Origin of the sequence: Pseudoalteromonas sp. SG45-1 (genome assembly GCF_014164135.1) — a bacterium.
Classification (GTDB): Bacteria; Pseudomonadota; Gammaproteobacteria; order Enterobacterales; family Alteromonadaceae; genus Pseudoalteromonas; species Pseudoalteromonas distincta.
Genome location: NZ_JACJEP010000019.1, coordinates 62275 through 75108, shown reverse-complemented (window position 1 = coordinate 75108; position 12834 = coordinate 62275). Strand labels below are relative to the sequence as shown.

The window sequence follows — 12834 nt, the reverse complement described above, 5'->3', positions numbered from 1 at the left end:
TTATATCAACGGATATTACAACAACGTTAGGCCGCATCATTATAATGCCGGTTTAGCGCCAAATGAATCTGAGGTTAGATATCAAGATTCTAAAACTGTGGCCAAATTTTATTGACCACTACAATCACCTGGTGCAGCTAAAAAGATTAGAGTGAACTTATCTTTAAAGTAGTCTTTCCTTTTAAGAATCTTCAACCCTAAACCTTCACAGAAAAACCTCAGTGATGCTTCAATATCTGATATGCGCAGCATTGTGTGAAGATACTTCATTTATCACAAACCTTAAAACACACGAGCTGTTTGAATATCGACTGATAGCACTCTATCTTCTAATGAGGCTTGTAATTGAAGATAATGCGGCAGACCCTTATGTTGTCCTAAAGAATCTATGTCACGCCACATTTCAACCAATGTGATCTTTTGTGAACCATTCGTATCAGGGTAAACATCATAACGCTCGCACCCATCTTCAAGCACACTTTCACTTGCGCACTTATAAATTGCGTTTAAAACGGTGTTGTAATGCTGTGTTTCACATAGGATATCCACAACAATCATAACTTCATTGTTCATTTTTAACCTCTATTTTGGTGTATAAGGCTGCTTACACAGCCTTTAGTTCAAGAAGAGAGAATTAACGCTCAATGACGATTTTTCCTGTAGCTAATCCTGACTCTAGACGAGAGTGAGCAGCTTTAACTCCATCCAAAGTGAAAGGGAAAACACTATCAATCAAAGGTTTAACTTGGCCTTTATCTACAAGCCCAGCAAGTCGGCGTAGAATGTCACCGTGAGTATCTCTATCGATATTGTGAATAATCGAAATCGCCATAAATACAAGATCTAACCTAAGAGCCTTAAAGTGCATTTCAGTTAAGTTATAATCAGCATAACCAATTGTAGAAATAACATGCCCTTTCAGTTTTGCAGCGATTAGTGAGTTTTGCAGAACTGGCCCACCCACTGTATCAAATACAGTATCGAAACCATGACCATTGGTTAATCTTTCAACATATTCCTTTGGTTCTTCTTTAGGGAATAGAACCGTTTCGTCTGCACCCAATTGTTTTGCAATTTCTGCGCGTTCTTCATCTACAACAGTCGTTGTAACATGTGCGCCTAGCGCTTTCGCAAGCTGTAGACCGATGTGGCCTACACCACCTGTACCACCATGAACTAAAACTTTATCGCTCGGCTGGATTTCAGCTCGACCAATAATTGCTTCCCAAGCGGTAATTGCTACTAAAGGCAAGCTAGCCGCTTCACCAAAGCTAAGCGTTTTAGGTTTGTGTGCTAATAATACAGCGTCAGCTTCAACCTTATCAGCTAGAGTACCTGGAATGCCAACAATACCACCGACACAACCATACACTTCATCACCAACTTTGAAGTTAGTTACACCTTCACCAACTTCACTGATTACACCCGATACATCCATGTGAAGGATTGCAGGGTAAACCATACCAGCAGTACCTTCACTGCCTTTACGGATTTTAGTATCTACAGGATTCACACTTGTCGCTTTTACATCAATTACGACATGACCACGTTTTGGTTTTGGTGCATCAACTTCGATTTCGTGTAGAACATCAACATCACCATGACCTTTAATTGCAATTGCTTTCATAAAATTTACCTCTTTGTTATTGACGAAAGTGATGTTATCAACATAATTAACTACCAGAAACACACCAAAGGTTTAATGATTAATTCCGAAAGGTTGATAATGTGATTGATTCCATAGAAGAGCTGAAGATATTCAGTACGATTTTTGAACTCAAATCTATCCGAATGGCTGCTGATGCTCACAATCTAACGGCTGCGGCAGTAAGTAAAAGGTTGATAGCGCTCGAAAACAGACTGAGTGCGAAATTATTTTATAGAACAACTCGGACTCTTAGTCCGACATTTACAGGTGAGAAGCTATATAACCATGCACAAAGACTGTTAAGTATTAGTGATGAGATTGAACATGACCTTGACCCAACTAATACGTTAAAAGGAAAAATAAAAATAACTGCGTCGGCTTCTTTTACGCAAAGCTATTTATTACCTGTTATTAGCAGCTTTTTAAAAAATTTCCCGCAAGTTAATATTGAAATCATTTCTACTGACAGCTTGGTAAATTTAACTGAACAAGGTGTTGATTTAGCTGTTAGGCATGGCCCTTCGCGGGACTCATCGTTAATAGGTCAAAAGCTATCCGATACAAAGAGAGTCTTATGTGCAACGCCGAGTTATTTAGAAAAGAGAGGAGTGCCACATTCACCTGAATATTTAACAGAGCATACTTTATTAACCGTTGGTAATGAAACTAATTGGTCATTCATTAGAGAAGGTGAACGGAAAACAGTTAAGTTAAACCCTGCCTTTTCTTCTAGCTTAGGAGACAGCGTTTTGAGTATGGTGGAATTAGACCACGGTATCGCGCTTTTGTCAGATTGGCACATTAAAGAAAGTGTTGCTCAAGAGCGCTTAAAGGTTATTTTGGAGGACTGGGAATGCGACCCCTCAATTTCAATTAACCTGTTATATCCTTCTAGGAAAAACCAATCGATAATAGTTAAGAACTTCATTGACCACTTGAAAAAGTGGATAAAAAGTAATCCTCTTTAAATATAAACTTTGCTTTTTTGGAACTCTACCACTGCAAGACGGTTGCTATTAGAATTTAGAGGCTTTCCAGCTAACGAGACTGTAACTGATAATTTTACAAAAATGCGCTAGAGAGGCCGCCCGTTATTCGCTCATAGCTGCTTGTCAGATAAAGTCTAAACTATTTGCGTTTACTGTCAGATTAGATGTGAGCTACTACATTTAACTTCACCAAATGTACGTCTAGGCGAAGTTGAACGCCGACAGGTCATATTTTGTGCTTTAACGCCAAATTGCGTTATATACAACTCAACTGTTTCGTCTATTTGTTGTTTTTGCTGCGTAGTCGCTGCACTGTAAAATGCATCGTATTGCGCAGACCAATTCTCAACCCCCTCTTCTTTTGCAACACCTAGCCAGCCCATTCCGAGTTTAGTAGATTGCTCCAAGTATTGGCCTTTTAAAGACATGAATGCCAACGTATATTGTGCACTTTTATAGCCAAGTGCTGCCGGCTCTTTTAAATCATAAAAAGCTTGCTCGTATAGCCCCTTTTTATACGCTTTATCTTTTTTCTTTATTGTATTGTCGCTGTATAGGCTAACAGGGGTCGACCCACACCCACCTAATAAACCTACAGCCAAAATTGCTGCAACCGATATACATTTAGCCATAACTAGTCCTTTATTATTTTTATATGCGAGTACCGAATCTGGCTTACACTCTTTGCAAAGCCTGCTATTGTGTAATCCTGTTTGTATAATTAAAATACTATCATGAGCTTAGCAAGTTTACTTCGGTTATTTTTTCTGGCTGCAATTTGGGGCGCGTCATTTTTATTTATGCGAATGGCAGCTAACAGCTTAGGCCCAGCTGTGTTAATAGAATTTAGAGTTGGCTTTGCCGCACTCACCCTCTTTATTGTGGCGCTTTACTTAAAGCGCCGCTTAGCGTTTACTGAGCACACAAAACACTTTTTTATTATAGGCGCGTTTAACTCTGCTCTGCCGTTTTTATTTTTTGCTTACGCAGCCCAAACTATCAGCGCATCTACACTCTCAATTTTAAATTCTACAACACCAATATGGGGTGTTGTTGTTGGAATTTTATGGACAAAAACAAAGCCTAATAAAAGTATGGTGATTGGTTTACTGCTGGGTTTAATTGGCGTAGTTATTTTGGTTGGGCAAAATCATTTTGTGTTAAATAGCCAATCAATTTTGGCCATAGTAGCAGCATTAAGCGCATCACTTTGCTATGCCATTGCATCGCATTACACTAAAAACGCGCCTAAACTGGCCCCATTCGATAACGCCCATGGCTCAATGTGGGCTTCAACCTTTATGGTATTGCCGCTTATCTTATTTATGCCAATACGAGAAATACCAAGCACCAACGTTATGCTAGGTGTACTTGTATTAGGAGTAATGTGTACTGCACTTGCTTATATTTTATTTTTTAAATTAATCGACGATATAGGCCCTACCTCAGCGTTAACAGTCACGTTTTTAATTCCGCTATTTGGCATTTTTTGGGGGCATTTAATTTTAGATGAGCAAATTGGGCCAAATACGTTACTCGGTGCATTATTTGTTATTGTGGGCACTATGCTGGTTACTGGATTTTTACCACGAAAGAAGCACTTAGCTAAAACAAGCTAAGTGCTTATATCAAGCGCTTTTACCAAAAAAGCTTACTTTTTCGCCTTTTTGCTTAAGCTTTCAATTAAGTCTTGGGCGCTAAAACTGTTGTCGCTTGGTTTAATGCCTTTGCCCATTTTAATATCAATCAATGTGTGCACTTCTTTACGTTTATCATTGTTGCTCACTTGTACGCCTACACTGCTTGTTGGGCGAGCGCGTGTTTCGCAGGTTAATAAGCCACAGCTTCGCTCATATTGCTGGCTTTGTGATGCACTAGTAGATGACGCGGGAGCTTGCGATTTAGACTCAACAAAGGTTTCTTTGTTAGTTACAACAAACCAGTCGTAGCCTTGTGCTTGTGTAAGCTCAGCCGCGCGTAATAATGCATAGTCACCGGCATCTGCGACGTTGTTTGATACGCTTTTAAACTCGACGCGGTATTGATCGTCGCTAATTTTTTGCTCGCTGTAACCTTGTGAGCCATTATTTGCGGCGCGATAATCAGGTTTAGATGCACAGCCCGCCATAAGTAAAATACTGATAATTAAAATAGATGTTTTCATAGTTCACCTCGTTTTATACACATTATTATTTGTTTAACTGCCACTTTGCGCTAATTGCTTGCTGCTCTTGCGCTCTATCGAGTGGTGCGCCGCTGATCATGCTATCTATAACAGCATCTAAGTCACTGTTATTAGACGCCGTTTGATATTGCGCGCCATTGTTACTTTGCTGCGTGGCTGATTGCGCTTTAATTTGCCAACCGCTTTGCGTTTTACAAGCAATGCTTGTTTGCGTTGTATTATTTGAGCTTAGTGCATACTGCCTACAAAGCTCACCTTGCTGATTTTTAAAACTAAGCTGTGCGCTAAATACTGAGCCATCACTTTGCTCAAACACACCACTACTTAGCTGCGTATTAAGTGCTGTGGCTATGTTACTGGCTACTAAATTTTGCGACTCATTGGGTTGTAAATAGCTCGTCATTGCAATACCAAATACCACAGCAACGCTTGCTGCTATTGCTAAACTTTTATTAGCCGATTGCTTAACCTTTTGCCAAGGCGTTAACGTTACTACATTACTGTTTAACGTGTTTTTTGTCGTTGCCATATCAAGCTTTGCAACCGTTTTAGCTAATGAGTCACTAAGTGGTGCGTCGTCAATACTTGTTGCGTGCTCTTTTACTAACATGTCTACTTCGCTTAGCTCTGCAAGTCGCATTACTAGCTCATCATCGGTTTCAAGGGCTTTGCGCACTTGCTCCATTTCGTGCTCGCTTAGTTCTGAGTCTAAAAAGGCGCTAAGTGTTTCGTCGTTAATGTTCATACTTGCTCCTTTTTAAAGTCGGGTTTTATTAAGTTATAAAGTGTAATGCGTGCGCGCGATAATTTACTCATTACACTGCCTATAGGTATATCGAGTGTATGTGCTACCTCTTTATAGGCCATGCCCTGCACTGCCACCAGCGATACTATGGCGCATTGCTCTTCGGGTAATTGCCCAAGTGCTGTATTTACATTTTTAAGCATTTGTATGTTTTCGAGTGCTTGGTGCTCATTACTTGATATTGGCTCTGGTAAAATATCGGCCTGAGCCGTATTTTGCCTTACCTTGCGTGAGCGGTATTCGTCTATCCACACATTACGGCAAATTTTAAATGCCCATTTAGCAGGCTCAACGTCATCCGGAATGCCTTTTACTAATAGTTTTTCAATAGTTATTTGCACTACATCGTCTGCATCTGCTTTACTACCCGTTAGCGAATAGGCAAAGCGCCTAAGCATGGGCAATAAGGTTTTTAGAGTTTCGTTCATTGATTTTTACCCCTTTTATAAAGAAGACGATTCAAAAAAACATTTATTCCCAAATAATCAAAATAATCAAAATAATCAAAATAATTTAAATAATGAAATATTTCTATGTGTTAAACGTTAACTAACCAGCATGATAAATTTAATAGAAGTAACCCACTATGAATATTAAAAACACACGCGTTAAACACATAATAGCCGCTTCGCTTTGCATATTTAGCGCAACGAGTTCAGCCAATATAGTAAGAGTCGAACAAGTACTTGGGCAGCTAAACCCAATAGAGCAGCGTATTGAACAAACTATAGAGCGAGCACAGCGCCTGCCGCTCCCAGTGCCTATACCACAAATATCGATTGATGAACTAAAAGCGCAAATAAGTGAGCCAATTAGCAGCTTACCCAATGTGCTTAACATTAATATAAATAGCCAAAACACCGCATTTGTTGAAGTAGAGCTTGAAAACGGCTTTAGAGCAATAGAGCGCCAATGGTTATTAATGGCAAATAGCCAACAACTTAATACCCTAAAGCAGCAAAATGTAACCATTGTATCGGTAAAAAATTACAACGCACTTAACGTGAGCTTAGTGCGCTTTAACGCCCCCCAAGGTGTTAACTCTAAAAGTGAGTTATTAAAAGCGCTTAACTTAGATGAGTCTGCAATACTTGACCGAAACCACATTTACCAAGCGCAAACAGGCGAACCTACCGCAAAAGTAACGCAAAATAAGTCTGTTGCTCCTTACTGCACACAAAGCGTAAAAATTGGCATGATCGACAGCGCCATTAATACCAAACACAACGCTTTTAAAGGCGCCAATATCACCACGCAAAGCTTTTTACCACAAGGGTTAAGCTCGCCAAATTTACACGGCACCGCCATAGCGGGGTTAATTACAGGTAAAGGAGCAACGCTCAGCCCGCTTTTAAGCAGTGCCAAGCTATACAGTGCCGAGGTGTTTTATAGGCAATCTGAATATGCACAAGGGGCTACATTATTTGCCATAGTAGAGGCACTTAACTGGCTAGTTAGTAATAAAATACCCGTAATAAATATGAGCCTAACGGGGCCAAATAACGCAATTTTAGAAGCAAGTATTACTGCAGCAATAAAACAAAACGTATTCATTGTAGCTGCTGCGGGTAACCAAGGGCCGGCGTCGCAGCCGTTATACCCAGGCGCGTATAAAAGCGTGATAGCGGTAAGTGCTATTGATTCAAAAAACCACATTTATAGATGGTCAAATAAAGGCGATTACATAGACTTTGCAGCCCTTGGTGTAAATGTTGTTACAAGCCAAGGCAATGGAAAATTTGGGAGGGAGTCGGGTACGTCAATGGCGGCGCCGCATGTAAGCGCGGCATTAAGTTGTTTATTGTTAAAACATGGTAATAATAAAACCAAAGCACTTAACGAGCTTACATCGCTGGCCGTCGATTTAGGCGAGCAAGGCAAAGACGCCACCTTTGGTTATGGCGCCATTTACCCACCTAAAAGTGCACTTTAACTGACGCCGATAAAACCGACTGAGTATAGGTATTGCTACTAAGTTTTGATTGGTAATCGCCATATTCAGCCTCGGCTATTAGTGTTACGTGCTCAAACACAGCTAGGTTATAAAACGCATTGACTACATTTCGGTGCTCATCTCGCGACGGTATTTGCTCAAAAAAATCATCCGTTGTTTGCTCATCGTAATCTTTATTTTGATAACGCCAGCCAGCCCCTACTTTGTTAGCCATATTAAAGGCCGTAAATTTGTGCGTAACTTTAGTAGTAAAGCCGTAACCGTTAAAGTCGTATTGGTTGTCGTCGGCGTTTTCTTTATCAGCACTTAGCGTTGCCATTAGCATGGTTTGGCCATTATTTATAAAATGATAAAGCGCTACATCGCCACCTACACCATCGGCATTACGTGCTTTTGCAGTAGCAAAACGTTTAGCTTTGGTTTTTATGCTCATACGCAAATACGTATGTGGGTTTAAAAAGTGGCCATAGTAAGCACTAGCTTGATTAAAATATAAAAATGTTTCGCCATCTACATTTGCTTTTGCGCCATCGTAACGAACCCCTAGCTCATGGCTATTAAAGCTGTAGCTGCCATCTAAACCATATTGATGAAGGTCTAAATCGTATTGATCAAATTCATCGTAGTCTTGTTGTTCAAACCGATAGCTTGAGGTTAATTTGGCGCCTTTGGTTAATTGCCATTTTGCATTAACACCGGCTGCGGTTTTTATGCCACTGTCGCTTTGTGACGAAATATCGTCAAGCTCCTGAACAGAGAGCGCTGAATTGCTTAATACCCCAACTTCTGCATCTGCATTTAGCTCAAAGCTACTTTTAAAGGGTTTATTTTGCTCAGGTGTTTTAACGTGGTTGGTTTGTGCAAGCACCGCTTGGGCACTAAAAACACACAATGTGGCGGTTATAACTGCTTTCATATTTATTCTCCAACAGGCCGAATAGGTTTCCCTATTCGGCATTTGTACAAACACGCGGCGTATTAAAGGCCTAGGTCTAAGTCGTTAGTAATGTTGGTTACTACTTCACTTGCGGTGCTAAGTGCTACATCGTTACTAATTTGATCAGTAACCGCTGCACTCACCTGCCCGCTAACACTTTGTTGTACCGTGCTTTGTAAACTGCTAACCGTACTATCTTGCACACTGGCAATTAAAGATTGCTGAACACTGCTTACTACTTCATTACTGGTATTAATTGCATCACCTACCTGCAGTGTAGAACTCACTGAGTTTGCAGCCGTATTAGTAATTGCTAATTGGTTTGTAAGCTCACCCGCATTAAGCGCACTCGCTGCATCAGCTTGTGTTACTGAATCGGTTGCGCTACTCACATTTGAAAGTAAAGAGGCATCTGTTGGTGTATCAGTAGTGTCAGGCTGAGTGCCTTGCTCAGAGGTAACAGAAAGTAATGACGATTGGCTCACTGCAGTCGTTAAATTACCCGCCGATGAGGTTAACTGCGCGGTTGCATCAAGCGCTGTATTGGCTGTGGTATTGCCTGTGGCATTTAAAGACGATGCCGATGCATTCAATGAGTTATTTAAAGATGAGCTGGCAGATGCAACTAATGAATTTGCAGGCTCTGCGGCCTCACTGCTTTCTTGCGCTGAAGTTTGCGTGTTATTCGCCGTTGAATCTGTGTTTTGCGAGTCATCTGCCGTTACTTGTGTATTGCTAGATGCGTTTGTGTCATTGCTACCATTGGCTGTTAAACCATTTTGTGAAAGCGCAATAGATGTAGATGTTTGTTGCTGCGCCGACGTTGACTGAGATATTTCAATATCAGCGGCGTGCACTGCACCTGTAAAAGTACACACACCGCTTAACATCATTACGCTTACAATTTTATTTAATTTAGTCATTGTTTTGTCCTCTAGTTTGTCGGATTGACATAAAGAAGACGATTTACAAAAACACTTTATTCCAAAATAAATTAAAAAATTACAATAAAACTACTTTTTATTTAAATTTCATATAGTTAAAAAATAATACGCTACTGCGTTTGCGTTTCACTATTTTGTATCAGTAATAACAGCTCGGCAGTGGCGGTTGCATCGGCCAATGCGCGGTGATGGCTGGTTAAATTTAAATTAAAATGCGCACTAAGGTTACCAAGCGAATACGACTTTAAGCCTTTAAACGCTTTGCGCGATTCAACCACGGTGCACATTTTTGGCATTTTAAAAAAGTGCCCTGCCATCTCGCATTCTTTTTTAATAAAGCCATAGTCAAAATTAACGTTATGGGCTACAAAAATACTGCCTGCGAGTATATCTAATAGCGGCTTAACTATATCGACAAATACAGGCGCGTTGTAAACCATACTGTCGCTAATACCGGTTAATGACGTAATAAAGCCAGGTATATGGCGCTCGGGGTTAACTAATCTTGTCCAAGTATCAATGACTTTACCGTGCTGCACTTTAACAATGCCAATTTCGGTAATTCGGTTGCCGCCTTTTAAGCCGCCCGTGGTTTCTATATCAACTACGCTGTAAACACGGTTTGGGTCTACAAACCACTTAACTGCGGCAATATGTACCGTAAAGCCCACATTTTTTAAATTATCTATGGTGGTTAATTGGTTGCGCCTAAGCTTATCGCCTGGGGCTTTTACCTCTTCAAAGTGTACTTGGCCATTATTAATGACCATTAAATCGGGGTAACCGTCTTTTAGCTGTAAATAATGTTTACTCATGGCTGCTAAGTGCGCAATTAGTGCCTCAAGTGGGCTGTTTAAAATAAGCGCTTCTAGTGGCTCTAATAAATTGCTGCGCCATCTAAATAAGCCATTGGGCTGATCAAAATATTGCGCTGCATTTTTGCATACTAAATTAAGTAATGCTTGCGACGTTTGGCACTGAGCTAAGCGCTCGTTTATCTGTGTTTGCTGCGCTTCATAAAAATTACCAAGCCTTAATACTTGCGGATAAATATCAAACTCATTGCATGGCGGATAAGGCGACTCCACAAATAACTCGTGCCAAAATACTAAACCAAACAAACTTTGCCAAAGCGTGTTTTCGGTATTAAATACAGCCATACCTTCGCGAGTATAATAATCGTTTACGCCCTGCTCTACTTCACCTCGGTACAGTTCATCTATTTCTAGCACGCACTGAGTGTCGGCAAGCATGGCACTTAAACGCGAACGTGTTTTTTTATTAAACTTACGCATTAAAAAATCGTCAGCAAAATAAAGTAAATCATCAGTAAGTGGGTTTTCGATAATGGCTTCTAATCGAGCTTTTACCCACTCTTTATTGCCAAGCCTGTATTGCTCTCTTATTTGAATTTCTTGTGCTTCGCTATCATCCACGCACCCTTCAAGTAAACTAAAAGCAAGTTCGCTATCAACTGTTTTTAGCTGCCTATAAAGCCTAACTAATAGTTTGTTTTTTAATACAACGGCAATTGCACCATGTGCAGCTTGCACTAAAACCTGCGACGCTAAAGCAACATAGTCGCTCTCATCTGTAATATTTTTAAATGCTAACCGGTAACGGTTTAATAAATAGTTTGATTGCGCTTCGTCAAGTGTTTCAAAACGCGACAAGCTCTCGCTGTGTCCTTCGCGCGTAGCGGTTAAGCCTAAGTCTCGCATTACAAAACGGTTTTGATGATTCACATCTCCACTGCTTAGTTTACCTGCAAATAAAAACTCAAAATACTCGTAGTAATCACTGCGGTTATTAATTACATACTGGCTATAAAGTGGCGCAAGCTCTTGTGGGCGTGCTTTAAAAAACTCACGCGCAATATCCACCAGCGCGCCTTTAGCGGCACTCTTTTTAAAACTTATTTGCTCACTGTAATTACTTAGCAACTCAACCAAAGAAGGCTTAGTTAAGTGCGCTAAAAGCTGCGAATAATGCTGCTCGTTTGGCTCAAATAAAATACCGGCTTTTTTTAGCGTATAAATAGCCTGATGCGGCGAGGTTATTTCTTCATAATTAAGCGATTGCGCCTGCACTAAATAAGGCTTTCGCGAGTACACACGCGCCAACATGCATTGGCTTTGCTCATCTAGCTGGTTAATTTTACTAATAAATTCGCTGTGTTTGGGCTCAAGTAAATGCATACATTTACTAGTTACAAACTCAATAAGCTCTCTAAAATGCGCTAAATAGTATTTTGCTGGTAATTCTTTTTTCATAATATCGCCATAACTGTATATAAAAACAGTATCCAGCATTTATGCTTATTATTCAATCTTAAACTTGTAACTAAAACACGCTATAGTGAGCTTATTAAAGCAAATTCATTAAAAATAAAGGACTTACCATGAGCGCGCACCCATACGATGTTTTATCACTTAATAACGGCGCAAATATTATTTTTACGCCCTGCCCTGGTACAAAAACACAAAACTTAGCGGATTCAATCGCCACATTAAAAGCTGCTGGCACTCACATACTGCTTTCACTTATGCCGCAAAAAGAACTTGAAAAAAACAACGTAGAAACAATTAATAGTGAGTGCAATAAGCACGATATAACGTGGTTTCATTTACCAATAAATGACGACGAAGCACCCAAACAGCCTTTTACATCAAGCTGGAACACCCATAAAATCGACATATTACAGGCCATACAACACAAACAAACCATTGCCATACATTGCAAAGGCGGCACTGGCCGCACAGGTTTGGTCGCTGCGCTTATTTTAAATTCGGCAGGTTACACAAAAGAAGAAGTATACAGCCTAGTACAAGGCATTCGCCCTAAAGCACTCACTATAGAATTGCAAAAAGAGTACTTTGAGAACTTTGAGGTGTAAGGCAGAAACTGAGGTGGATTTAGCACTATAAATAGTGCTCAAAATACTTTTCATACTAGTTATGGATTAGCGTTGATAAGCGAACAACTTGTTAGGTTTTATTTTCAAAATAATTTCGAGGTTTTTCATCTGCAACTATAGCAGCGAGTTTTTCATGAAAACCAACAATATGCCTGAATTTAAACTTTTGGGGGCTAAAAGAAATTATCTTTGCCATTTCAATTATTTCGTCAATTCCTCGGGTTAGATAACGCTCAGTTTCCTCAACGCTTAAAATGATATCTCGACTATATAACCCGACAGAACCACACATCACAGATAAGAAATACTCATCATCATGCTTATATAGAGTCCAACTCCAAGGTTTTTCATCAATTATTCTCACGTAGTGTCACCTAAACATAACGAGGCTGTAGAATAACTCCAACAGCCAAATTCAATTAAATAATGAGTTTCTGCAATTAACTCTAAACGTT

At 40.0% G+C, this 12834-nt stretch carries 15 protein-coding genes; 4 read left to right on the top strand and 11 right to left on the bottom strand.

Translation table 11 applies throughout. The features are described from left to right. Nucleotides 1-108: 108 nt before the first annotated feature. The 3 genes from H5117_RS15275 to H5117_RS15265 all read right to left on the bottom strand — a co-directional run bounded on the left by H5117_RS15275 (nt 109) and on the right by H5117_RS15265 (nt 1627). The gene (locus H5117_RS15275) at nt 109-252 is read right to left on the bottom strand and encodes a VOC family protein (protein WP_259404451.1); all 144 of its coding nucleotides are present in this window, start codon (nt 250-252) and stop codon (nt 109-111) included. Nucleotides 253-282: 30 nt separating this feature from the next. Beyond that, nucleotides 283-573, bottom strand: coding sequence for a putative quinol monooxygenase (locus H5117_RS15270; RefSeq protein ID WP_182738572.1), 291 nt, complete (start codon nt 571-573; stop codon nt 283-285). A gap of 61 nt (nt 574-634) precedes the next feature. After that, nucleotides 635-1627 carry a zinc-binding dehydrogenase gene (locus tag H5117_RS15265; RefSeq protein WP_182738571.1) on the bottom strand — a complete coding sequence of 331 codons (993 nt, stop codon included), beginning with the start codon at nt 1625-1627 and terminating at the stop codon, nt 635-637. A gap of 101 nt (nt 1628-1728) precedes the next feature. On the opposite strand from H5117_RS15265, the gene H5117_RS15260 reads away from it, so the two are divergent. Continuing rightward, nucleotides 1729-2616, top strand: coding sequence for a LysR family transcriptional regulator (locus H5117_RS15260; protein WP_182693739.1), 888 nt, complete (start codon nt 1729-1731; stop codon nt 2614-2616). 176 nt (nt 2617-2792) lie between these two features. On the opposite strand, the gene H5117_RS15255 is transcribed toward H5117_RS15260, so the two are convergent. After that, entirely contained in the window at nt 2793-3269 is a 477-nt protein-coding gene (locus tag H5117_RS15255; RefSeq protein WP_182738570.1) for a sel1 repeat family protein, read from the bottom strand. 102 nt (nt 3270-3371) lie between these two features. Here H5117_RS15255 and H5117_RS15250 point away from each other — a divergent pair, with 102 nt between their 5' ends. Beyond that, complete coding sequence (locus tag H5117_RS15250; RefSeq protein ID WP_182738569.1) at nt 3372-4256, top strand: DMT family transporter; 885 nt, start codon at nt 3372-3374, stop codon at nt 4254-4256. Nucleotides 4257-4288: 32 nt separating this feature from the next. Here the strand turns inward: H5117_RS15250 and H5117_RS15245 are convergent, their stop codons facing one another. Genes H5117_RS15245 through H5117_RS15235 form a run of 3 tightly spaced genes read right to left on the bottom strand, consistent with a single transcriptional unit; the run spans nt 4289 to nt 6055 of the window. Beyond that, nucleotides 4289-4801 carry a CC0125/CC1285 family lipoprotein gene (locus H5117_RS15245; RefSeq protein ID WP_182738568.1) on the bottom strand — a complete coding sequence of 171 codons (513 nt, stop codon included), beginning with the start codon at nt 4799-4801 and terminating at the stop codon, nt 4289-4291. 25 nt (nt 4802-4826) lie between these two features. After that, a complete protein-coding gene (locus H5117_RS15240; protein WP_182738567.1) occupies nt 4827-5567 on the bottom strand; it encodes an anti-sigma factor in 741 nt (246 codons plus the stop codon). Then, the gene (locus tag H5117_RS15235; RefSeq protein ID WP_182738566.1) at nt 5564-6055 is read right to left on the bottom strand and encodes an RNA polymerase sigma factor; all 492 of its coding nucleotides are present in this window, start codon (nt 6053-6055) and stop codon (nt 5564-5566) included. Before H5117_RS15235 ends, H5117_RS15240 begins: the two co-directional genes overlap by 4 nt. A gap of 158 nt (nt 6056-6213) precedes the next feature. Here H5117_RS15235 and H5117_RS15230 point away from each other — a divergent pair, with 158 nt between their 5' ends. Next, nucleotides 6214-7560, top strand: a complete 1347-nt coding sequence (locus H5117_RS15230) for a S8 family serine peptidase (RefSeq protein ID WP_182738565.1) — start codon at nt 6214-6216, stop codon at nt 7558-7560. Here the strand turns inward: H5117_RS15230 and H5117_RS15225 are convergent. The 3 genes from H5117_RS15225 to H5117_RS15215 form a co-directional block, all read right to left on the bottom strand. After that, nucleotides 7544-8497: a hypothetical protein gene (locus tag H5117_RS15225; protein ID WP_182738564.1), complete on the bottom strand. Its 954-nt coding sequence runs from the start codon at nt 8495-8497 to the stop codon at nt 7544-7546. The genes H5117_RS15230 and H5117_RS15225 overlap by 17 nt on opposite strands. A gap of 62 nt (nt 8498-8559) precedes the next feature. Then, nucleotides 8560-9441, bottom strand: a complete 882-nt coding sequence (locus tag H5117_RS15220; protein WP_182738563.1) for a hypothetical protein — start codon at nt 9439-9441, stop codon at nt 8560-8562. A 131-nt stretch (nt 9442-9572) separates the two neighbouring features. Continuing rightward, nucleotides 9573-11774, bottom strand: coding sequence for an exonuclease domain-containing protein (locus tag H5117_RS15215; RefSeq protein WP_182738562.1), 2202 nt, complete (start codon nt 11772-11774; stop codon nt 9573-9575). A gap of 89 nt (nt 11775-11863) precedes the next feature. Here H5117_RS15215 and H5117_RS15210 point away from each other — a divergent pair, with 89 nt between their 5' ends. Then, the gene (locus H5117_RS15210; protein WP_182738561.1) at nt 11864-12358 is read left to right on the top strand and encodes a dual specificity protein phosphatase family protein; all 495 of its coding nucleotides are present in this window, start codon (nt 11864-11866) and stop codon (nt 12356-12358) included. 91 nt (nt 12359-12449) lie between these two features. On the opposite strand, the gene H5117_RS15205 is transcribed toward H5117_RS15210, so the two are convergent. Beyond that, nucleotides 12450-12743, bottom strand: coding sequence for a hypothetical protein (locus H5117_RS15205; protein WP_182738560.1), 294 nt, complete (start codon nt 12741-12743; stop codon nt 12450-12452). Nucleotides 12744-12834 lie beyond the last annotated feature (91 nt).

Bases quoted from the DNA above. Each gene is read 5' to 3' on its own strand.
- H5117_RS15270 (WP_182738572.1), bottom strand. From the start codon at position 573: ATGAACAATGAAGTTATGATTGTTGTGGATATCCTATGTGAAACACAG.
- H5117_RS15220 (WP_182738563.1), bottom strand. From the start codon at position 9,441: ATGACTAAATTAAATAAAATTGTAAGCGTAATGATGTTAAGCGGTGTG.
- H5117_RS15235 (WP_182738566.1), bottom strand. From the start codon at position 6,055: ATGAACGAAACTCTAAAAACCTTATTGCCCATGCTTAGGCGCTTTGCC.
- H5117_RS15250 (WP_182738569.1), top strand. From the start codon at position 3,372: ATGAGCTTAGCAAGTTTACTTCGGTTATTTTTTCTGGCTGCAATTTGG.
- H5117_RS15245 (WP_182738568.1), bottom strand. From the start codon at position 4,801: ATGAAAACATCTATTTTAATTATCAGTATTTTACTTATGGCGGGCTGT.
- H5117_RS15255 (WP_182738570.1), bottom strand. From the start codon at position 3,269: ATGGCTAAATGTATATCGGTTGCAGCAATTTTGGCTGTAGGTTTATTA.
- H5117_RS15275 (WP_259404451.1), bottom strand. From the start codon at position 252: ATGCTGCGCATATCAGATATTGAAGCATCACTGAGGTTTTTCTGTGAA.
- H5117_RS15215 (WP_182738562.1), bottom strand. From the start codon at position 11,774: ATGCTGGATACTGTTTTTATATACAGTTATGGCGATATTATGAAAAAA.
- H5117_RS15265 (WP_182738571.1), bottom strand. From the start codon at position 1,627: ATGAAAGCAATTGCAATTAAAGGTCATGGTGATGTTGATGTTCTACAC.
- H5117_RS15210 (WP_182738561.1), top strand. From the start codon at position 11,864: ATGAGCGCGCACCCATACGATGTTTTATCACTTAATAACGGCGCAAAT.
- H5117_RS15240 (WP_182738567.1), bottom strand. From the start codon at position 5,567: ATGAACATTAACGACGAAACACTTAGCGCCTTTTTAGACTCAGAACTA.
- H5117_RS15230 (WP_182738565.1), top strand. From the start codon at position 6,214: ATGAATATTAAAAACACACGCGTTAAACACATAATAGCCGCTTCGCTT.
- H5117_RS15225 (WP_182738564.1), bottom strand. From the start codon at position 8,497: ATGAAAGCAGTTATAACCGCCACATTGTGTGTTTTTAGTGCCCAAGCG.